This window comes from Novosphingobium sp. Fuku2-ISO-50, from assembly GCF_001519055.1.
Taxonomy (GTDB): Bacteria; Pseudomonadota; Alphaproteobacteria; order Sphingomonadales; family Sphingomonadaceae; genus Novosphingobium.
Window position 1 is genome coordinate 137,126 of the sequence record NZ_KQ954293.1, and the last position, 20,137, is coordinate 157,262.

General features: G+C 63.3%; 18 protein-coding genes. 2 read left to right on the top strand and 16 right to left on the bottom strand.

What is annotated here, in order from left to right; translation table 11 throughout:
* Nucleotides 1–105: 105 nt before the first annotated feature.
* Both AQZ50_RS12875 and AQZ50_RS12880 read right to left on the bottom strand, forming a co-directional pair.
* The gene (locus AQZ50_RS12875; RefSeq protein WP_067746865.1) at nucleotides 106–930 is read right to left on the bottom strand and encodes a slipin family protein; all 825 of its coding nucleotides are present in this window, start codon (nucleotides 928–930) and stop codon (nucleotides 106–108) included.
* A gap of 398 nt (nucleotides 931–1,328) precedes the next feature.
* Nucleotides 1,329–2,114 (bottom strand): aldolase/citrate lyase family protein, encoded by a 786-nt coding sequence (locus AQZ50_RS12880; RefSeq protein ID WP_156427356.1) that lies wholly within the window; start codon nucleotides 2,112–2,114, stop codon nucleotides 1,329–1,331.
* Between the two features lie 164 nt (nucleotides 2,115–2,278).
* Here AQZ50_RS12880 and AQZ50_RS12885 point away from each other — a divergent pair, with 164 nt between their 5' ends.
* Complete coding sequence (locus AQZ50_RS12885) at nucleotides 2,279–4,012, top strand: sigma-54-dependent Fis family transcriptional regulator (protein WP_067746866.1); 1,734 nt, start codon at nucleotides 2,279–2,281, stop codon at nucleotides 4,010–4,012.
* 19 nt (nucleotides 4,013–4,031) lie between these two features.
* On the opposite strand, the gene AQZ50_RS12890 is transcribed toward AQZ50_RS12885, so the two are convergent.
* From AQZ50_RS12890 to AQZ50_RS12950, 13 genes are all read right to left on the bottom strand, one after another.
* Complete coding sequence (locus AQZ50_RS12890) at nucleotides 4,032–5,420, bottom strand: OmpP1/FadL family transporter (protein ID WP_197412479.1); 1,389 nt, start codon at nucleotides 5,418–5,420, stop codon at nucleotides 4,032–4,034.
* Between the two features lie 11 nt (nucleotides 5,421–5,431).
* Entirely contained in the window at nucleotides 5,432–6,442 is a 1,011-nt protein-coding gene (locus AQZ50_RS12895; RefSeq protein ID WP_067746867.1) for an FAD-binding oxidoreductase, read from the bottom strand.
* Between the two features lie 13 nt (nucleotides 6,443–6,455).
* Nucleotides 6,456–7,442, bottom strand: a complete 987-nt coding sequence (locus AQZ50_RS12900; RefSeq protein WP_067746868.1) for an aromatic/alkene monooxygenase hydroxylase subunit beta — start codon at nucleotides 7,440–7,442, stop codon at nucleotides 6,456–6,458.
* 20 nt (nucleotides 7,443–7,462) lie between these two features.
* Entirely contained in the window at nucleotides 7,463–7,777 is a 315-nt protein-coding gene (locus AQZ50_RS12905; protein WP_067746869.1) for an MmoB/DmpM family protein, read from the bottom strand.
* 28 nt (nucleotides 7,778–7,805) lie between these two features.
* Nucleotides 7,806–8,147 (bottom strand): monooxygenase system ferredoxin subunit, encoded by a 342-nt coding sequence (locus AQZ50_RS12910; protein WP_067746870.1) that lies wholly within the window; start codon nucleotides 8,145–8,147, stop codon nucleotides 7,806–7,808.
* Nucleotides 8,144–8,407, bottom strand: coding sequence for a toluene-4-monooxygenase system B family protein (locus tag AQZ50_RS12915; protein ID WP_067746871.1), 264 nt, complete (start codon nucleotides 8,405–8,407; stop codon nucleotides 8,144–8,146). Before AQZ50_RS12915 ends, AQZ50_RS12910 begins: the two co-directional genes overlap by 4 nt.
* Before the next feature lie 88 nt (nucleotides 8,408–8,495).
* Nucleotides 8,496–10,001: an aromatic/alkene/methane monooxygenase hydroxylase/oxygenase subunit alpha gene (locus tag AQZ50_RS12920; protein WP_067746872.1), complete on the bottom strand. Its 1,506-nt coding sequence runs from the start codon at nucleotides 9,999–10,001 to the stop codon at nucleotides 8,496–8,498.
* Nucleotides 10,002–10,426: 425 nt separating this feature from the next.
* Nucleotides 10,427–11,284 (bottom strand): alpha/beta fold hydrolase, encoded by an 858-nt coding sequence (locus tag AQZ50_RS12925; protein WP_067746873.1) that lies wholly within the window; start codon nucleotides 11,282–11,284, stop codon nucleotides 10,427–10,429.
* 67 nt (nucleotides 11,285–11,351) lie between these two features.
* Nucleotides 11,352–14,003, bottom strand: coding sequence for a TonB-dependent receptor (locus AQZ50_RS21155; protein ID WP_304437931.1), 2,652 nt, complete (start codon nucleotides 14,001–14,003; stop codon nucleotides 11,352–11,354).
* Between the two features lie 44 nt (nucleotides 14,004–14,047).
* The gene (locus tag AQZ50_RS12935; protein WP_067746874.1) at nucleotides 14,048–14,257 is read right to left on the bottom strand and encodes a 2-hydroxymuconate tautomerase family protein; all 210 of its coding nucleotides are present in this window, start codon (nucleotides 14,255–14,257) and stop codon (nucleotides 14,048–14,050) included.
* A gap of 15 nt (nucleotides 14,258–14,272) precedes the next feature.
* A complete protein-coding gene (locus AQZ50_RS12940) occupies nucleotides 14,273–15,064 on the bottom strand; it encodes a fumarylacetoacetate hydrolase family protein (RefSeq protein ID WP_067746875.1) in 792 nt (263 codons plus the stop codon).
* Nucleotides 15,061–15,879: a fumarylacetoacetate hydrolase family protein gene (locus tag AQZ50_RS12945; protein WP_067746926.1), complete on the bottom strand. Its 819-nt coding sequence runs from the start codon at nucleotides 15,877–15,879 to the stop codon at nucleotides 15,061–15,063. The genes AQZ50_RS12940 and AQZ50_RS12945 overlap by 4 nt, the downstream gene beginning before the upstream one ends.
* Before the next feature lie 2 nt (nucleotides 15,880–15,881).
* Complete coding sequence (locus AQZ50_RS12950; protein ID WP_067746876.1) at nucleotides 15,882–17,372, bottom strand: 2-hydroxymuconic semialdehyde dehydrogenase; 1,491 nt, start codon at nucleotides 17,370–17,372, stop codon at nucleotides 15,882–15,884.
* Between the two features lie 205 nt (nucleotides 17,373–17,577).
* Between AQZ50_RS12950 and AQZ50_RS12955 the strand changes: the two genes are divergently transcribed.
* Nucleotides 17,578–18,300 (top strand): FCD domain-containing protein, encoded by a 723-nt coding sequence (locus AQZ50_RS12955; protein WP_067746877.1) that lies wholly within the window; start codon nucleotides 17,578–17,580, stop codon nucleotides 18,298–18,300.
* A gap of 15 nt (nucleotides 18,301–18,315) precedes the next feature.
* Here AQZ50_RS12955 and AQZ50_RS12960 read toward each other — a convergent pair whose 3' ends face one another.
* A complete protein-coding gene (locus tag AQZ50_RS12960) occupies nucleotides 18,316–20,094 on the bottom strand; it encodes a sigma-54-dependent Fis family transcriptional regulator (protein WP_067746878.1) in 1,779 nt (592 codons plus the stop codon).
* Between the last annotated feature and the right edge of the window lie 43 nt (nucleotides 20,095–20,137).

Here is a 20,137-nt window from a genome sequence, read left to right on the forward strand (position 1 = left end):
GACCTGAATGGCCGGGCCGGCGCGATCGATCAAATCAGGATTTTTTTCCGATCAGAACCGTCGCCGGTGACAGGGAGACTGAGTCGGGCACCAGTGGGCCATCGGCTAAACGCCGACCGACGCGCGCGATTGCGGGGCGGCAGAATGGCCATCGCGACTGTCGCCAGCCGCCGTCTCCAGCAGCGACAGAAACGGCTTCACGATGTCGATCGGCATCGGGAACACGACGGTTGAATTCTGCTCGGCACCGATCTCGGTCAGGGTCTGCAGATAGCGCAACTGCATCGCCGCCGGGATGCTGGACAGGATGGTCGCCGCGTCGACGAGCGTCTGGGATGCCTGGAATTCGGCTTGTGCATGGATCACTTTGGCGCGCCGATCGCGCTCGGCCTCTGCCTGTTTGGCGATGGCGCGGACCATGTTGTCGGTCAGTTCGACAGTGCGGATCTCGACATTGGCGACCTTGATGCCCCATGTCTCGGTCTGGGCGTCGAGAATGCTCTGGACATCAGCGCTGAGCTTCTTGCGCTCCGACAGCATTTCGTCGAGGTCATGCTGCCCCAACACCGCACGCAAGGTTGTCTGGGCCAGCATGTTGGTCGCCGGACGATAGGATTCCACCTGAATGATCGCGTGCTCGGGGTTGACCACATTGTAGTAGAGCACTGCATCGACTTTCATCGACACGTTATCGCGTGAAATGACATCCTGGCTCGGTATCTCGACCACCTGGATGCGCAAATCGACCCGCACCATCTGCTGGATCATCGGGATCAACAGCACGAGACCGGGGCCCTTGACCCTTTCAAAGCGGCCCAGCGTAAAGACGACCGCCCGCTCGTATTCCCGCAAGATCCTGACGCTCGCCACCAGCAGGATCAGCAATACCAGAACGATGATGGGGGCGGTGGTAAGCCAAGCGATCGCCATGTGCCGTTCCTGTTGGTGAACTCGCATCGATCCGGCCCACCCGGATCGCCCCAAGGGCACCATCTGTGCCGCTGTTAGGCGATTGCGACAGACGATCGCAGCGTCGGAAAGTACGCACAAGCGGCTCCGATCCCGCGCAGATCACCGGCAGCAAGAGTTCAGACACACAGCAATCGCCGCACTTGCGCATTTGGCTTCAGCCAGATCGTGCCCCACCAAGTGGTGACTGCCGCCCCAGCCGATTGTTTTGCAGGCATGAAGCATCCTTTCCCGGGAAAGGGCTTTCCGCAAGGCTGGCGGCTCATTCTGACGCCATCGCCCGCGACTCGATTTTGCCGCAGCCCGCATCGCCTCCGTACCGCAGGCAACGCCAGGCGGCACGGAGCACGTAATGGCGGTCAATAGCCGCTTTTGTGCAAAGCGGCGCCGGGGGATCTGAATTCGTGCACCAGTGCGCGCGCGGCATTGGACAGCAGCAGCGCATCGACGCCGATCGCGGCGAAATGCGCGCCCGAGGCGATGAAATGGTGGCTGGTCACAGGATCGGCGGACAGGAAACCCGCAATTTTGCCGAGCCCGCGCACCGTGGCGATGGCGCGGTCGATCGCGGCGATCACGTCGGGATGATTGGGCTGCCCCAGCAACCCCATCGACGCCGAAAGATCGACAGCGCCAAAGAAGATCCCGTCTACCCCGTCGATCCCCGCGATCGTCTCCAGATTGTCGAGCCCGGCAACGCTTTCGACTTGCAGAATCAGGCAGATGTTGTGGTTGGCGGTGGTCATGTAATCGGGATCGTTGCCCCAACGCGCGGCGCGGGCGATGCCCGATCCGACACCGCGAAAGCCCTGCGGCGGATACCGGGTCGATGCGACGATGCGCCGCGCCTGATCGGCGGTTTCGACCATCGGGATCAACAGATTGCAGGCGCCGATGTCGAGCAATTGCTTGATCAGCACCGGGTCATCGGTCGGCGGGCGAACGATCGCAGCGACATCATAGGCGGCAATCGCCTGCAACTGGCCGAGAATGGTGCGCAGATCGATCGGCGAATGTTCGCCGTCAAGCAACAGAAAATCGAATCCCGCCGCTGCTGAAATTTCCGCGCTGTACTGGTCCGCCAGCGCCAGCCAGAGGCCGTAAAGCGTTTTGTCGACAATGTTTTGCTTGAATGCATTGTGCATCGGGTCAGATACCTTGATCACGGGAGTCCGGCGAAAGCGCATCATCCGCTGGATGCTGGCGCTGGACGCCGGGACATGCCGCGTTATAGCAGAAACGGTCGGGAAACGGCCACAGATACCGGCAGTCCGCACATCCGGACGCCGACCGGCGAGGGAGATAGGGGATGTCCGACAGGCTGTCGGTGAACCTGATGAAAACGACCAAGGCTGACAGCGGCGAAACCGAATGGTTTGGCGTCGATGTGGAGGATTTGTCGGCCCGCCTGCGGTTCAATCCGCACGATGCGCATATCTGGCTCGAAAACGAACGGATGCTCCTGCTTCATGTCGAAGCCTTTGCGGTCATGCGGCAGGAATTGATCGAACGCCTGGGCATCGACGCGGCGCGCCAGGTCTTTGGCCACATCGGCGCCACAGCCGGCGCGCGCGATGCCGCGATCGCGCGCAAGGCCAGCCCGCGCGCCGGTGCGCTCGAAGCGTTCAAGACCGGTCCGCGCCTGCACGCCATCGAAGGCATGTGTGCACCCGAAGAGATCAGCCTGGACGTCGATGCGACCGCAGGCATGCTGTCGGGCGAATGGATCTGGCGCAATTCGGCCGAAGCCGAGGCGCATCTGCGCGCCATCGGCCCGAGCAGCGAACCGGTGTGCTGGACCATGCTGGGCTATGCCTCGGCCTATTCGAGCGCATTCATGGGTCATCCGATCGTCTTTCGCGAAGTCGAATGTCGGGCCATGGGCGCACCGCATTGTCGCACGATCGCCAAACCTGCGGCGCTGTGGGAAGCCGACGCGGAGCATGGCCGCTCGCTGGGGTTCAAACTGACGCCGGACACTCCGGCGGGGGCAAAACCGGCCCACGACCATGGCACCAACAAAGACCGGGATGAGGACTGGAGCGACCGCGAGGCAGACCTTCTGGCGGGCAAGCTGGGCATTGTCCGGCGGCTGGCCGGACTTGACGAACCGGTCTTGCTGCTTGGCGAACACGGCGTCGGCAAAAGGCGGCTGGCCCGCGCCATACACCGGCTGGGGCAGCGCAGCGCGGGCCCGTTTCTGGCGATCAGTTGCGCGCGCAGCGAGGCGGCCGATCTCGAAATCGACTTGTTCGGACGCGAAAAAAGCGGCGATCAGCCCGCCCGTCCCGGCCGCATCGAGCGGCTGAAAGGCGGGACGCTGGTGCTCGAGGACATCGAGACGCTGTCGCATCGGCTGCAGGCGCGACTGCTGCACCTGCTTGCCGAAGGCGTGGTCGAACGATCGGGCGGCGGTCAGCCGCGCAGCGCCGATGTACGGATCATCGCCTGCGCGACCCATGACCTGCAGCGCGCGGTCCGTGAAGGCAGTTTTCGCACCGATCTCTATTACCGGCTGGGCATGCTGCCCATCCCGCTGCCTCCGCTGCGCGAACGGCGCGAAGAATTGCCCCGGTTGATCCGCCATTTCACGGACCATTTTGCCACGCGTCATGCGCGCCGCATTCAGGGCATGTCGATCGAGGCGATGGATTATCTGCTGAGCCACGATTATCCCGGCAACATCGTCGAGCTCGAAGCGATGCTTGGCCGCGCGGTGATCATGGCGCCCGATGACGGCGTGATTCAGATCAGCCACCTGCTGTCTGCGGCCGATCCCAGCCCCCCCTCGTTCTTTCGCCTGTCGGAAGGTGGCGCGCTGGTCCATCCCGAGGCACCCGACCCGCTGCTCGATCTCGATGCGCAGGCCCGGCACATGATCCGCGGCAATTTCAGCATCGAGGCATTCGAGGCCGAACTGGTTCGCCGCGCGGTCAGCCAGGCGCGCGGCAACCTGTCGCAAGCGGCGCGCCTGCTCGGCATAACCCGCGCCCAACTCGCCTATCGCTATGCGCGGATCAAAGGGCCCGCCGCGGACGAATGACGCGGCGGGGCCCCTCGCCTCAAAAGCCGAAGCGGTAATCCAGCACAAAGTTGTTCTGCGCATGCGACACCGCGATCGATGCCGACGTATTGGGCAGGCTCGAATTGCCGAGCGTCGGGGCAAAGCCGTGCGAATAGGCGAAATTGATTTCGCCGCCCGATCCGACGTGCCGCGCCACCCCGAATGTCAGGTGTTTGTCGGGCGTGGCCGGGATGACCGCAAACAGCGTCGAGGCGGGCAGCGCCTCGTTGGCGATGCGAACCCCCGCGCGCAGCGTCCAGCGCGGATCGATCCGATAGGCCGCGCCCAGCGCGACGATCGTCTGGTTGTGATAGCCCTGCGGCAACTGGATATTCAGCGTGCCGCCATTGTCGGCGACAAAACCGACATTGATGTTGGCCATCACCTGTTTCCAGAACAGTTCACTGACATCGAGCGCAACGGTGAGCGCCGGAGTCACCTGATGGCTGACCCCGAAATCGATGCGATGCGGCATCTGGAAATCGCGGATCGCGATCGTGCCGGTCAGCGGAATCTGCCCCGCCACGGCATCGATGGCGGTCAGCGTGGCGCCCCCCTTCATATCCGCCATCTGGGTCCGCGGCGCCCAGGACAGGCCGAGCGTGGTGCCCTTTGCCGCATGCCAGATCAGGCCGATGCGCTCGCCCACGCCCAGCGAACGCACCCCGCCGCCGACGATCTGGTTGCGCGTCAGCGAAAACTGCGCGCCGCGCAAGGCGGGCAATCCGCCCAGCACCGGCAAGAGCGTGCCATCGACCCGCCCCGCCGCAATCAGGCTGCCGACCTGATCCGCGCCGAGCAGCAAGTCGAGATTGAGCGACTGCCAGCGTCCCTCGATACTGGCGCCGAGCACAAGCCGGGGCGTGATGGCATAGCTGACAGCCACGGGCGCGGCGATTTCGAGCAGGCGGCTCGAGTTTTGCAGCCCCGTCGCCAGTCCGCCGGTGGCGCGCGAGAGGAACCCGGCATTGCCGTATTCGGTGCCCAGCCCCCCTTGCGCAAACACCCCGAGGCCGATCGCCAGCGGCCCCTTGTGCCAGGTATAGCCGATTTCCGGGGCGTAATAGGGGCCCCGGTTGGCGCCGTGGGTCGACGATTTGGCGACTTCGCCGGTGGCAAGGTCGGTGACCGCGATGTCGGTGGTAATGACATCAACCCCCACCATCATCCGGTTGCCGTCAGGCGCCAGCGACAAGGCTGCCGGGTTGATCAGCATTCCGGCGGGACCGGTGTCCTGCGCGGTGGCAGCCCCCCCCATGGCCCGCGCGGTGGCACCGAACCCTTCGAGCTCGAACACGTCGGTCGCGTGCGCGGCGCCATGTATCAACAAGGCAGCCGCCATCGTCGCGCCCCAGTGCAGGGCGCTGATCCGCTTGTTTCTGGGCAAAGTCCCCTCCCTTAAAAAAACCTGTCAAAATGGATCTGCGCGAAAGGCACTTTGTGCTCGATCATCAGCAGTTCCTGGATCGCCTGGCTCATTGGCGGAGGCCCGGCGAAATAGAATTCATACTCGGCCAGCGGGCGCGGCAAGCTGGTGCCGAGGTGGGCATGGACATAGCCTTCCGCCCCGGCCCAGACTTCGCCTTGCGCCGGCGCTGTAACCACCGGCACAAACTGCCCCGCTTCGACAAAGCCCGGCAATTCGGCCAGCTCCGCCGCGCCGCAGATGTCACGCACATGGCGTGCGCCGAACAGGAAATGCGCGCGCCGTTCGCCCAGCATCCCTTCTGCCGCCGCGCCGCGCAGGATCGACAGCACCGGGGCAAAGCCCGATCCCCCCGCGACGCACACGATATCGCGCGGCGATCGGCTGCGCAGATAGGCCGTGCCATAAGGCCCGTCGGCGCCGATTTCGTGGCCGATCCGCAATTCGTCGAACAGCACCTGCGTCGCCGCGCCGCCGTCAACCCGGCGGATGATGAAATGCCATTCGCCCTGTGCATTGGCGATGTTCGAAAACGAATAGGCCCGCGATCCGGCAACGCCCGGAAGATCGAGCAGCATGTATTGCCCCGGCAGAAAGTCCGCCGGCCCGTCGCCCGAAAAGCGGAATTCGCGCATGTCGTGCGTCACTTGCCGCGTACCGATCAACCGCAGGCGGCGTCGGCGCGGTGCAATCGGCGGAACATAGTCGACGCTGGTCGAACACCGGATCACCGCATCACCGCACGCGCGCGTCTGGCAACCGAGCATCCGCCCCTTGCGCCGGTCGCGCGGCGAAAGACCGGGCGCATCGGCCCACAACGTTTCGAAATCGCCGGAAACCGGATCGAACACACAGGCGCCGCACCCGCCCGCGCTGCATTCATAGGCCATGCCATGGCCCGAACGCAGCGCGGCGCGAAGGATGGTATCCCCGTCTGCCTGGACAAAGCTGCTGCCGTCCTTTTCGTTGACAATCACGGGCATCGCCGGATCCCGATCAGAGGCCGAGCGACTGGCGGAAGGTGCGCGTCGCCGCCTTGCCGCGCGCGGCGGCGTCGACGACATCGGGCAGCTCCGCGCAGAAGGCATCGATCGCGCGATCGGCCAGCGGTTCCCACTTCGCGATCCAGCCCCGGATCGTTTCGGCATTTCCCTCGGTTTCCAGCGCCTGGGCAATGAACGCCGCCGTCCAGCGCCGATGCCGCGCGGCATCGACCAGCCAGGCATCGGTCAACATGCCCAGCAGCGTGTCGCCATTGTGGCGGCCGGATTCGCCAAGACCGCGCAACACCGCTTCCTCGACCGCGGGCTTGACCAGCAGGCTGAGCACGACGATCGCCTCACCCCAGTCCCAGGTGGTCAACGCGCGTTCCGTCAATTCGCGAAAGCCTTGCCAGGCCGCGTCGTTTTCCCAGTGCGCGCGTTCATCACGGCCAAACCCGGCATCGGGAAAGGCCCGGCCCAGTTCGACCGTGCGATAGGCCACATGGCTGAGCCAGCGAAAGCTGTCGGCCATCTGGAAATAGTTGCAATTGGTGATCGTGCTGGCCGGCGACATCTGCCCGACATAGGCCGATGCCATCTGCAGCGTGTGAAACAGATAGCGCGCCGGCGCGAACAGCGCGGCCAGCCGATTTGCCCAGGCAGCATCGAGCGCGACGTCGTGTTCGCGCGCATTGAACTGGTCAAACAGGCCGAACACATAGGTTTCCTGCCCGTCCTGCATCAGGTTGTAGGTGCGGTAGATCACCTCGTCGGGATCGCGAAACGCGTTCCAGTCGGCATGGCGCAGCGCGCTGCCAAACGTGTTCTGCTTGTACCAGCGGTTCATGAACACATCGGGCGAGGTTTCGTAGGGCGCCTCGGGATCGCGATTGTTGTAGTGCAGATTGGCGCTGACGATCTCGTATTCGCTCGGCTTGCGGCGGCGCTTGGCGAGATGGCTCCAGGTTTTCAGCGGCTGCAGGACTTGTGCCTCGGTCATGGTATCGCTCCCCCTCGGGCTCAGACGGTTTTCTGGAAGTAAAAGCGCACCGCGCCGGGCTGGCTCTCGATCTGGCCGGCGAACGACGACAGGTCGACTTCGAGATCGTTGATGTGGAACGGACGCCCCAGTTCCTCGGCAATGGTTTCCTCGCGCAGGATCATTTCCTGCTCGGTATGGATGCGGATATAGGCGCGCTTGTCATCGACGGTGACCTGCTTGCCCGGATTGTCGATCCGCGCCGCTTCGATAACCGCCATGGCGAGATCGCCCGCGCGCATGACCGGGCCGACCAGATTGTTGTGATAGGCGGATCCCGCCTTGTGCGTGCTCATTGCAGAAATTCCTTCGAATTGCGGGATGTCAGCTATGGGCGAAGAGGGCCGCGACGCCTTCGGTGCAGACCAGCACATCCTCGCCGTCGATCTGCACCGGATATTTGGCGAGCGCGCAGTCGTCAGGGTTGATGCCCTTGCCGTCGGTCACGTCGAACTGCCACAAATGCGCCCGGCAAATCAGCGTCTTGCCGTCGAACTTGCCTTCGACCAGCGGGATGTCCTGATGCGGACAGATACCCTGAAACGCGCTGATCTCGCCGCCCGGCGCACAGACCAGCAGGATCTCGTGCCCGTTGACGGTAAAGGTTTCCATTTCGCCTTCCCACACGTCGTCAAGCGTGCAGACTTTGGTGAATGTACCGCTCATCGCACGGCCTCGAACATGATCTCCACGGTTTCGGTGGGGGCCAGCCCGCTGTCGGCGACTTTCAGATCGCGCGGAAAATAGTCCTTCGCCCCCTGGCGCCGCACCCGCAGGATCGTGCCGGGGCGCGGGGCAACGCGGCGGTTGAGCGAATGGTGGGCGCAGGCCGCAGCCACTTCGTCCATGGTGTTTTCGGAATCGACGGCAACGAGTTGCAGGACGAAATCGCCTTCGAAATTCGAGCTGAGAGGAAACAGGGCCATGATCGGAATTCTCGCGAAAAGGGGATGAACCGGGGGCGCGACGGCAATCCATCGGCAATGCCGCCGCGCCGCTTCGTTGGGGGGTGGATCAGCTCGCCAGCTTGAGCTCGCGCATCGCGCGATAGGTCTCGGCCCAGGCATAGTTGTGCGCGTCATCGCCGCATTCGCCGGGTGCAATGTTCATGTATTGCAGAGCGCCCGACAGATCCATCGGCTGGATCATTCCGGCGAGGAAGCGGTCGACCACATTGAGATGGCCAGCATAACGCGCCGGATCCTGCTGAAACACCCAGCGATCGACATCCGAACCGAAGTGATAGAGCCGACCGTTGTATTCAAGCGGATAGTCCTGAACGTTCCACCCGTTGCCCGGCGTGCCGATGATCGGCAGCTGGCACATGTTGCACACCATGGGCAGCGTTTCGGGAAAAGTCAGGGCCATGTTGCCGTCGACGACATTGTCGATGATCACGTCCCAGCACTTGCCCCAGGTGTCGTTCCAGCCGGGGTATTTCTGTTCCAGCCAATTGCGCTCTTCGGGGGTGACGCCTGCCGCAGGGTTCCACCACACCGTCGGCCGCCAGTAATAAACGCCCATATGCATGCCGTGGTGCGTGTCGTTGAGATCGGCGATGAACTTGTCCCAGTACCACGGCAGATCGAGCCCAAGGTCGGTCAGCGCGCGTTCGAACTGCGCGACGATCCATTCCTCCATGAATTCCTTGAACGACTGCTTGCGGTGTTCGAGCGGGGTATAATAGTCCATGATCGGGCCGGTCAGCACCGAGAACAGCTTCCACGCCGTCCATACCGCGATGTCGACCCGCTTTTGCGCCTCGTCCTTCAGGCCGTTTTCGATCAGCACCTTGAGCGCCGGGCCGCCGATCTGCGCATGACGGGATTCATCGGTCTGGATGCTCGAGATCAGGTTGGCAAACGTATGGTCGCCCGCCTCGGCCGCGTCGGCGGCAAGGCCCAGGAACTGCATGTTGGTAAAGCCGGTCTCGAAACTGAACGTCAGCATGATCGACACCGAGATCGCGTCGCGCGTCATCATGATGTCGTCGAAGAAATGCCGCGCGGCGATCATCGCCCATTCGTTGGTGTCATAGGCCTTGTAGGCCCAGTCCATCTGGCGATCCTTCGACACGTGTTCGTGCGGAAAGAACAACTGGATCTGGCCATGGCGGATTTCGTCCATGCAGCCCAGCGTCGCCATGTTGCGCATGCCCGGCGCCTTGGAAAAGCGCATCATGCGCGCTTCGGCACTGGCGGCGGCATATTCGCCGCGCGCGATCGCGCCATAGTGCGCCTTCATCACCGATTTCCAGCCCGGATCGGCGTTTTCGAAAATCTGGCTGCGTTCCAGCGCGGCCTTGACCGAATAGGCGCCGGCGTCCTTTTCGCGCTGCACTTTCACATATTCGGGATAAGTCTGCTTGTAGGGTTCGTCATAGCCTTCCCACGCCGTCGCAGGCAGGCCAAAGCCGCCGCTCAGTTCGGGGGGAAACAGTTCGTCTTCGGTCACATAGGCGGGCGTCCAGTTCGTCGTCCGCGCCAGGTTATACCAATCCATCCGGTTGAGCAGCGCCATCCGATCCTCCTTCCATGTCCCAGGTCAGCGAGTGCGTCAGGGAGCGGGAAAAGGAGCGCAGAGCGGCGCGCGCCGGCTATGCGCCGGACGCCGGTTTTGCGAACCATCCTCTCCCGATGCCATTGTTCCGGCACTCGATCGAGGTCGATAGTGCCCCCCGTCCGGGACTGTCGCAATTAAAAACGAGATATTTTAAAAATATCGAGATTTATTATCATATTATTGATTCATATGCATTTTATTTATCGAAAGATAGCACCCCTGGATCGCTACCTGCGAAAATGATCACAATTTCGCGCACCGTTTTATCATTTTCACACCCCCCTCGCCTGGCGCCGAATCCTGCGGTTGCGGCGCTGTCCCAAACGACAAAGGGCCGCGCATTGTGCGCGGCCCCCGGTTGTTTCAGGTGGTGAAAACAGACGTCAGTCCGAGGCCAGAAAAGCCTCCACCAGCGCGCAGAATTCCCCCGCCCGCTCGACCTGGGTCCAATGTCCGCAGCGGGCAAACAGGTGCAGATCGGACTGCGCCAACAGGCGATGCAGCCGCATGCTCGCCTCGACCGGGATCACCCGGTCATCGCGCCCATGGATCACCAAGGCGCGGTTCGGCAGCGCGGCAATCGCCGCCTCGTCGCTGGCCAATGCATCGACCCAGCGCTGGCGCGGTGCCGGAAACATCGCCGAAAAACTCTCCTGAAAACCGGGCTGGATACTGGCGCGATAGCGTAATTCGGCCAGTTCGTCGGTCACCAGCGCGCGATCGTGGGCAAAGATGTCGAGCAGCCCCTTCATCGCCTCGATCGAGGGGCGATAGCCCCAAACCGCATCAAGCCCCGGCGTGATCGGAAACGACACGCCGACACTGCCCATCAGCACCAGCCGCCGTACCCGCTCGGGATGGGCAATCGCAAAGGCCAGCGCGATCGCTCCGCCGAAACTGTTGCCGACAAGATCGACCCGTTCGATCCCCAACCGGTCAAGCACATCCGCAATCTGGCGCAGCCACAGGGCCCGGTCATAGCGGGCACCGGGCACGCGCTCGGTGAATCCGAACCCGGCCATGTCGGGCGCGATGACCCGCCGCCCGGCCGACAGCACCGGCAGGACACCGCGCCAGTTGGCCCAGGCCGATACCCCCGGCCCCGATCCATGGATCAGCAGCAACGGGCAGCCTTCGCCACCACCCAGATCATGGAGATTGGTCGCGTAGGCCCCGGTGACGACGCTGCGCCCGATTTCGGGCCCGGTTTCGGGGCTTTGGGGAGGATCGGCACTGGTCATCGATGAACGCTCCTCTGGCGGCACCAAAAAGCCCCCGGCCGCCGCTGCGACCGGGGGACAGGCCGGGTCAGAACTTGAACCCGAACCGCGCGTACCATTCGGATGGCCGACTATACGTCCCGGCAATCACGCCCGAGGCCGGAATGGCCGAGCCGGAGGTGACATAGCGATCGTTGGTGATGTTGGTCCCGCCGACGGTCACGGTATAGCGTTCGCCCGGCGCTGTGTAGATCAGGCTGGCATTGACGACATTGGTGGCCGCACGGTCGAGGGCAAATGTGCCTTCGACATTGTTCCGCATCGACGAGGTATACGTATAGTCGGCAAGGGCTGAAATCTTGCCGCCATTGCCCAACGGAAAATCGAAACGCGGCCCGAGATTGGTCTTCCAGTGCGGTGTCTTGGGCAGCGTACCGCCGACTGTCGCACCGGCTTCATAGCTGGTCGGTGCGCTGGTCACCTGCACCGCCGGATCGAGGAACGTATAGTGCGCGTCGGTATAGCCGAGCGACGCATTGAGCGTCAGAATGCGCGTCGGTCGTGCGTTGACTTCGACTTCGACACCCTTGATCCGCGCATTGCCCACGTTGGCGATCGTCGGCGACGTACCGACCTGATAATTGAGCTGGATACCGCGATAATTGGTATCGAACGCGGCCACGTTGAATTGCAGCTTGCGCCCAAGGAAAGTCGATTTCAGGCCGATTTCGAACGTGTCGGCCTTTTCCGGATTGAACCCGGAAACCGACGTTTGCGGCGTCGTATAGCGTGTGGTCCAGCCCCCGGTCTTGTACCCGGCCGAAAACGAGCCGTAGAGCATGACCTGTTCGGCGGGGTGCAACTGCACGCCGAGCTTGGGCGAGAAGTTGTTGAAGACCTTGGTGTTGATCCCCGTCGGATAGATGCGCAACGGATTGCTGTTGTTGGCGGTGGGATAGCCCAGTGCCTGCTGGCAGGTCTGGCCGCCGATCAGGACCGCGCCCGGATAGATATTGCCGCTTGTATCGGCGCAGACATTGCTCAGCGCGGTATTGCCGAGCGGCGTACCGGCAAAGGCAACCGAGCCGACGAGTTTGTAGAACAGCCCGTTGACTTCCTGCTGCCCACCCTCGAAATCCTTGTTTTCATGGGTATAGCGCCCACCGAGGGTAAATCCGATGAAATCGGACAGGCGATAGTCGACTTGGGCAAAAGTGGCGTAGTTGGTGGTCTTGAACCAGTTGGGTCCGTCAATCTGGTCCATCCCCCCGGCAAAGCTGACCTGATCGAGCAGATAGCCGCGCTCGGTGAAGAAATAGAGCCCGGCGACGTAGTTCAGCTTCTTGTCGAGCGCATTGCCGACAAACTGGAATTCCTGGCTGAACTGCGCCTGATGCTGATAAAAGCTGAGCTGGAAGATATCGAGCGGCGATCCGTCACCGTCGAGACCGCTGCGCCAGTGGCTGGAGCGATAGCCCGTGATCGATTTCAGCATCAGGTTCGACGCGATGTCGTATTCGCCGTTGAGCGTGATCCCGAGATTCCACAAGTTGGAGAAATTGTTGCCATTGGCATAGGTCGTATCGGGATTGCCGGTAATGAACTGGTTGGTGAACAGCAACTGGTACTTGCTCGGATCCGCACCGGTGTTCGCACCCGGCGTGTTGACGACAATGTTGACCGGGGTGGTCTGGCCGCGCCGGACAGACGGATACTGCGTACCAAACGTGCTGCACAGATTCATCAGGCCGAGCGATTGCAGCGCACCAGTCGGCGCGGAAAGGCACGTGTTGTAGAGAAAGGCAAAGTTCGGGCTGCCGGTCACCGCCGGATCATTGAGCACCTGAAGCAGCGAATAGGCCGCCGTTTCGGTGTTATACTGATAATCGGCGCTCAGCGTCAGGCGCAAGTTTCCGCCGTCGTACCTGATCTTGCCGCGCAGCGAGGAATTGCTGCCGCCGCCTTCGCGCGATGGAGAGTCATAGCCGGTCTGCGGATAGGCGGTATAGGACGGCGAATTGTTGACCAGCGCGCTGGGGAACGGGATACGCTGCGAATACCCGTCGCTGTTGCGCACATCGAACGTGACCAGCGACGTCACCTTGTCGGTCAGCGGCATGTCGATGGCGCCGCGCGCTTCGGTCTTGTCGAAACGGCCCTTGGTGATGTCACCGGCCACGCGGAACGTCGAACTGGGATCGCGCGTGACGATCGAGACGGCGCCGCCAATGGTATTGCGCCCGAACAGCGTGCCCTGCGGCCCCTTGAGCACTTCGATACGGCCGGTGTCGAGCAGATCCTGATTGGCACCAAGCGAGCGCGCGAGATAGATCCCGTCGACATAGACGCCAACGCCCGGATCGATGTTGAAGGCAAAATCGCTCGCCCCGATGCCGCGGATCGACGCGGCGAGCACGGCCGTGGTGCCGGTAAAGGCGACGCCGTTGTCAAAATTGACATTGGGTGCGACCGAGGCAAGCTGGCTGACATTGCCGACCGCGCGTTCGGACAGGGTCTTGCCCGAAAACACCGAGATCGCGATCGGTACGGTCTGGGCGCTTTCCACGCGCTTTTGCGCGGTGACGATGATTTCCTGCAGGCCGCCTGTGTCTTTGGCCCCTTCCTGCGCAGCCCCCTCAGGTCTGGCGCTGCCTGCCTCGGCTGCATACGAAGTCTGGCTCACGACAGCCGTGCACAGGACGCACGCCATCGCAAGCACCGAAGTGCCTGTAAAACGCATCTTTATCACTCCCCCTTATAGATTTTTTACAGATTACAATCTGATCACGGGTCTCCCGCCTCGCGACGCCGCTTGGCGGCATAACTTTCCCCGGCAATGCCAAAATGGGTGCCGGGCATTTCGGTAATGATCACACGCACGCTCTCGCGCGGCGCCTTGAGCGACGTGACCGCCGCTTCGGTCACCGCGGCGATGAACTTTTCCTTGGTTTCGGCATCGCGCCCTTCAAGCAGCCAGGCCTGAATGATCGGCATCGCTGTTCTCCCCGATCAGCTGAAGTGAACCGACAGGGCACCCATGCCCTGAATGGCAAGATCGACCCGGTCGCCCGCCTTGACCGCGCACGCCGCCGAGGCGCCCCCGGTCAGGATCAGCGCGCCGGCGGGAATTTCGCGATCCTGCGCCGCCAAAAGGTTGGCCAGCATCGCCACCGGCACCGCCGGATGGCCCAGCACCGCAGAGCCGGCGACAGTCGATACAATCGCGTCGTTGATCCGCATGACGATGCCGCAATGGGCCAGGTCCATGCCCGGACGAAACCGCACGGGTTCGCCCAGCACCCAGCCTGCCGCCGAGGTGTTGTCGGCAATCACGCTCTTGAGGTCGAAATTGAAATTCTCGTAACGGCTGTCGATGATCTCGAGCGCGACCATGACTTCGTCGATCGCCGCCAGCACATCGCCGACATGGCAGCCCGGCCCCTTGAGCGGACGCTTGAGCCGCACCGCGATCTCGGCTTCGACGCGCGGGTGAATATAGGCCGTGGCGGGCGTTGTGTCGCCATTGCTCACCTGCCCGTCGGGCTTGAGAAAGCCGAACACCGGCTCGCTGACCCCCATCTGCACCATCTTTGCACGCGATGTCAGCCCCGCCTTGAACAGCAGGTGGCAATCGGCCCCGCGCGCCTCGATCCGCGCCCTGAGCGCGTCCTGAATGCGATAGGCATCGTCCCAGCCCATATCGGGGAATTCATTGGTGATCTTGGCAATGGCGCGGCGTTCGAGCGCCGCCCGGTCAAGCCGTTCGGCCAGCATCGCCACATCGGATGTGGAAAGGGTCATGCGCGCGCTCCCGAACAGACAAGATTGACACTTCCGATGCCGCCGATGGTCATCGACAGGACATCGCCCGGAGCCAGCGGCACCAGCGCCGACAGCGCGCCCGACAGGATGATTTCGCCCGCCTTGAGCGGAATGCCGAGCGCGCCAAGCGTATTGGCAAGCCAGGCCACTGCCGCCGCCGGATGCCCGAGCGCCGCCGCGCCCGCACCGGTGCCCACGATTTCGCCGTTGCGCATGATGGTCATGCCGACAAGGCCGAGATCGAGCGAGCGCGGGTCGGCAATCGCGGCCCCGACCACCAGCATCCCGCACGAGGCGTTGTCCGCCACGGTATCCTGGATGCGGATTTTCCAGTCGCGAATGCGTGAATCGACGATCTCGAAGCACGGCAGGACATATTCGGTGGCGGCGATCACCTGATCCGGCGTCACCCCCGGCCCGGTCAGATCGTCCTTCAGCAAAAAGGCGATTTCACCTTCGGCGCGCGGCGCGATCAGGCGGTCCATCGGCAAGGGCTCGCCTTCGGGCAGGGCCATCGAGGCGAGCAGATGACCGAAATCGGGTTGACGGACATCGAGCATGTCCATCACCGCCTGCGAGGTCACGCCGATCTTCTTGCCGATCACGCGTTCGGCACGGGCGGCTCCCGGATGCGACAGCCGCCGTTCGATCATCCGCATCTGGATGCGATAGGCATCCTCGATCGCCATGTCGGGGTATGCATCCGTCAGCGGCGCGACGGGCGTGCGCGATTCAAGGGCATCGAACAGCGCATCGCCGAGCGCCGCAATCGTATCGGGGGAAAGCGCAGTCATCGTCACAGCCTCACACACACGTTGCGCAGTTCGGTATAGAATTCGAGGCTGTGCACCCCGCCTTCGCGCCCGATGCCCGATTGCTTCGCACCACCGAACGCGGTGCGCAGATCACGCAGAAACCAGCTGTTTACCCAGCAGATGCCGACCTCGAGCGCGGCCCCCATGCGATGCGCCGTGGACAAGTTCGACGTCCATACTGACGCGGCCAGACCGTAGCGCGTGGCATTGACCCGCCCGATCACTTCATCGATGCTGTCGAATGGGGCGATGTGGCAGCAGGGGCCAAAGATTTCCTCGTTGACCACGCGGGCATCGTCGCCCAGCCCGGTCCATACGGTCGGTTCGATCCACCAGCCGCCTTTGAGATGGTCGGGCATGGCGGGAACACCGCCGCCGGTCACCACCGTTGCGCCTTCGTCGCGGGCAATCCGGTAATAGCCGAGCACCTTTTCCTGATGGGTGCGCGAATTGAGCGGACCGAAATCGGCGCCATCCTCGCCCGGACGGCCGGGCTTGAGCGCACGCGCCACCGCCGCCAGTCGCGCGACGACTTCGCCAAACACCGCTCTTTCGACATACACCCGTTCGGTGCCGAGACAGACCTGACCGGTATTTTGAAAACACGACCGGGCAAGGCCTGCCACAGCCGCGTCGATGTCGGCATCGGCAAAGACCACTGCGCTGTTCTTGCCGCCCATTTCGAACGAAACCGGACGCACGCCTTTGGCCGCAGCGCGCATGATCGCCTCTCCGGTCGAAGTCTCGCCGGTAAAGGTGATGCCGTCGACTTCGGGATGTTCGGTCAGCCATTGCCCGGCAGCATCGGCGCCGTGGCCGTGAATGACGTTGAACACGCCGTCCGGCACACCGACTTCGGCCATGACTTCGGCGAGCAGATTGGCGCTCGAAGGCGTTTCCTCCGACGGCTTGAGCACCACGGTGTTGCCACAGGCAAGCGCCGGGCCCAGCTTCCACGTCGTCAGCAGCAGAGGAAGGTTCCACGGCGAAATGACCGCGATCACCCCGCGCGGCACGCGCAGGCCATAGTTGAGCGCAGTGCCGCCGTCCGGCGTATCCATCGGGAATGTCTCGGTCGGGACATTGGCGAACAGATCGGCAAAGACCTTGAAATTGGCCGCACCGCGCGGAACGTTGACATGGTCGGCAAAGTGCAGCGGCATGCCCGTGTCGCGCACTTCGGCGGCCACGAAATCGGCAAACCGCGCGGTGATGCGATCGGCAATCGCATGGAGCATGGCAACCCGGTCGGCCGCCTTCATCTGCCCCCATGGGCCCGACAGCGCCTTTCGCGCGGCCATCACCGCAGCATCGACTTCGGCGCGACCGGCTTCGCAGACGCTGCCGATCACTTCCCCGGTGGTGGGGTCGATATTGTCGAACCGCTGCGCCGTGGTGACCCATTGGCCCGCGACATAGTTGGGCAAGAGGCTTGCCGTGCGAACGTCGTCGAGTTTCACAATCTGACCCATGTCATGGAATCCTTCGCACATGATCGAGCAATCTCGCGGAACCTGGGCGATCCCGCTCGAATCAGCCGCGGGCGAACGGCGCGACGTGTTTTCGGATTCTTGATTATCTCCATAAATCCCGTTTGCAAGACAAAATCTCGAGATTTTATACAAAGCCCGCAAATTCCCGTTGACGGGCGCCCCTGTTGCTGCGCATGGAAACGTTATGCCGACCACCCGCGAGCGACGGCTTGATGTCGCCCCTTCGCCCGAAACTGCCCCGCGCACATTGGTACAGGACGTTTATCAGCGCCTGCGCTCGGACATCATTTACGGCGAACTGAAACCGGGCAAACGGCTCCGTGCCGAACATCTCAAAGGGCTGTACAATGTCAGCGGCGCCACCATGCGCGAGGCGCTTGCCCTGCTGGTGGCCGATGCGCTGGTCATATCGCGCGAACAGCGCGGCTTTATCGTCGCGCCGGTGTCGATCGCCGATTTTACCGACATCACCGAGACGCGCGCCACGCTCGAAGCCCATGCGGTGCGCATGGCGGTGCGCCAGGGCGATGACGAATGGGAAGTCAATCTGTCCGGCGCATTCCATCGCCTGTCTCTCGCCGAAGAACGGCGCGCCTATCGCCAGAACGACGATTACTGGGAAGAGTGCAACAAGAAGTTCCATGAAGCGCTGGTCGCGGGGTTTGATTCCCCCTGGACGCGCTATTTCCTGACCATTCTCTATCGCCAGTCCGAACGCTATCGCCGCATCGCGCTCAACAACGCCCCGCCCGAGCGCGATGTCCATGCCGAGCACGTGGCCATTTTCGAAGCCGCGATGGCGCGCGACGAGGTAACCGTCGGCGCCCTGATCGAACAGCACATCCGCGCCACGCTCGACGTGATCTTGTCGGTCGAAACCGCAGTGGTCAGTTCGAACGACAGTTGAGCCGCCGCGCGCGGTTCAATCCGCGTGTTCCCCCCTCAGCCGCGCATAGCGGTAGGCCAGTTGCGGCCGGGTGATCCCGAGCATCCGCGCCGCCTGCGCCAGATTGCCTTGCGCCTGGGCGACCGCGCGCTGAATGAGATCCGCCTCGAACGCCTCAAGATTGAATTGCCCGCGCAACATCCGCTCGGTCTGCACCGCCATGTCCCCGGCGGTGTCCGGCTGATCCGAATGGACCAGCCCGCCCGCGTCCGAAACGCGGAAAAACGAGGGCTGGTGCAAATCGGCGACCGACAACAAGTGATGGGTGCGGATCATTCCGTCATCGCTGGCCATGATCACCGCGCGCTCCATCATCGCTTCCAATTCGGCAATATTGCCGGGAAAATCGTGGCTGAGCAGGTATCCCGCCGCATCCATTGTCAGCCCGCCCAGGGTCTTGCCGTAGTGCGCCGCGTGGAGGCCCGCAAAATGGCGGATCAGCGCGGGCAAATCGCCGCGCCGGTCACGCAGCGGCGGGACAGCCACCGAACAGACGCCCAGCTTGTAATAGAGATCCTGACGAAACCGGCCATCACGGACCGCGCGTGCCAGCTCGTCGTTCGCGCAGGCGATCACCCGGATATCGATCGCGCGCGGCTGCCCCCCACCCAGCCGCTCGACCTGACGGTCGACCAGCAGTTGCATCAGCTTGGCCTGAAAACGCGGCGTGATCGTCTGCACGTCCTCGAGCAGCAAGGTGCCGCCGTTCAACCGTTCGAGCTTGCCCGGCCGCGCCGGTTCGTCGCCGCTGCGTTCGCGGCCAAACAGATCGAGCGCCAGATCATCGCCGTCATGGCGCGCGCAATTGACAACCAGCAAGGGCCGCGATGCGCGACGCGACAAGCGATGGATCGCGCGCCCGACGGTCTTCTTGCCCGCGCCCGGCTCGCCCAGCAACAGCACGTTCGCGGACGTGTCGGCAATTCGGCGTACCGTACTCATCATCGCGGCAAAGGCCGGGGATTCGCCGATCAGCGCATCGCCCGCCGCGCTGCCCGACCATTCGCCCGCGCCACCGATCCGTTCGCCCAGAAACGAGCCCGGAAACGGACTTTGCGCCGCGCCGTGCAAGTCGAGCCCGACATCGCCGGCGCCGCCCTCCTCGGCCCATAGCGCCGCCGGTTTGCCGACGATGCGGCAATGCGGCGCGCCCATCGCGCGGCATTCCACTTCGCGATAAAGCGTGGGATTCCCGATGAACGCGCTGGAATAGGCGCTGGCATAGCCCAGCAGAGTCCAGCAAGCGGGCTCCGCGCCAATGCCAAAGGCCTGGATATGCGCATCGGCTTCGGCGGAATGGCGCCAGATCCATTCCCCGATGTGAAAGCCGGTTTCGGCATCGAGTTCCAGCCGGACCTGTTCGGGCACCACCATGCCTTCGATCGCGTGAAGCCGGGGCCCCGCCTTGAACGCCTCGACCGGCCCGGCATGGGGCATGGCCCGGCGCGCGATCGCGGCATCGAGCGTGCCGGAAACCTGCCCGACGCGATAGAGCACCTTGCACGCCGTCTCGATCCCGGTCGCCTCGATCAATTCGCGGCGCAGGCTGGAAAAGGCTGTCAGGTGCAACAGCACCATGCGTTCGCTTTCGAGCCAGATATGCGCATCGTCGGGATGAAAGCGCAGCCGCGCGGACAATTGTTCGACATCGACCCCGAACCAGTCGCCGCTGTCGCGGTGGCGATCGGGCTCGACGCGATCCTGACACGCCCCGGCGGTCTTCGCCTCGCGTTGCGGTGTCGGCACCTTGGCCATCCTGTCCCTCCTGCGGCACCCTTATGATTTGATGAGGTGCCTG

Coding starts and splice junctions, on each gene's coding strand:
- AQZ50_RS12895 (WP_067746867.1), bottom strand. CDS start 6,442: ATGCCCGTGATTGTCAACGAAAAGGACGGCAGCAGCTTTGTCCAGGCA.
- AQZ50_RS12915 (WP_067746871.1), bottom strand. CDS start 8,407: ATGGCCCTGTTTCCTCTCAGCTCGAATTTCGAAGGCGATTTCGTCCTG.
- AQZ50_RS12910 (WP_067746870.1), bottom strand. CDS start 8,147: ATGAGCGGTACATTCACCAAAGTCTGCACGCTTGACGACGTGTGGGAA.
- AQZ50_RS12960 (WP_067746878.1), bottom strand. CDS start 20,094: ATGGCCAAGGTGCCGACACCGCAACGCGAGGCGAAGACCGCCGGGGCG.
- AQZ50_RS12950 (WP_067746876.1), bottom strand. CDS start 17,372: ATGGGTCAGATTGTGAAACTCGACGACGTTCGCACGGCAAGCCTCTTG.
- AQZ50_RS12935 (WP_067746874.1), bottom strand. CDS start 14,257: ATGCCGATCATTCAGGCCTGGCTGCTTGAAGGGCGCGATGCCGAAACC.
- AQZ50_RS12880 (WP_156427356.1), bottom strand. CDS start 2,114: ATGCACAATGCATTCAAGCAAAACATTGTCGACAAAACGCTTTACGGC.
- AQZ50_RS12900 (WP_067746868.1), bottom strand. CDS start 7,442: ATGACCGAGGCACAAGTCCTGCAGCCGCTGAAAACCTGGAGCCATCTC.
- AQZ50_RS12920 (WP_067746872.1), bottom strand. CDS start 10,001: ATGGCGCTGCTCAACCGGATGGATTGGTATAACCTGGCGCGGACGACG.
- AQZ50_RS21155 (WP_304437931.1), bottom strand. CDS start 14,003: ATGCGTTTTACAGGCACTTCGGTGCTTGCGATGGCGTGCGTCCTGTGC.
- AQZ50_RS12905 (WP_067746869.1), bottom strand. CDS start 7,777: ATGAGCACGCACAAGGCGGGATCCGCCTATCACAACAATCTGGTCGGC.
- AQZ50_RS12945 (WP_067746926.1), bottom strand. CDS start 15,879: ATGACTGCGCTTTCCCCCGATACGATTGCGGCGCTCGGCGATGCGCTG.
- AQZ50_RS12940 (WP_067746875.1), bottom strand. CDS start 15,064: ATGACCCTTTCCACATCCGATGTGGCGATGCTGGCCGAACGGCTTGAC.
- AQZ50_RS12885 (WP_067746866.1), top strand. CDS start 2,279: ATGTCCGACAGGCTGTCGGTGAACCTGATGAAAACGACCAAGGCTGAC.
- AQZ50_RS12925 (WP_067746873.1), bottom strand. CDS start 11,284: ATGACCAGTGCCGATCCTCCCCAAAGCCCCGAAACCGGGCCCGAAATC.
- AQZ50_RS12955 (WP_067746877.1), top strand. CDS start 17,578: ATGCCGACCACCCGCGAGCGACGGCTTGATGTCGCCCCTTCGCCCGAA.
- AQZ50_RS12875 (WP_067746865.1), bottom strand. CDS start 930: ATGGCGATCGCTTGGCTTACCACCGCCCCCATCATCGTTCTGGTATTG.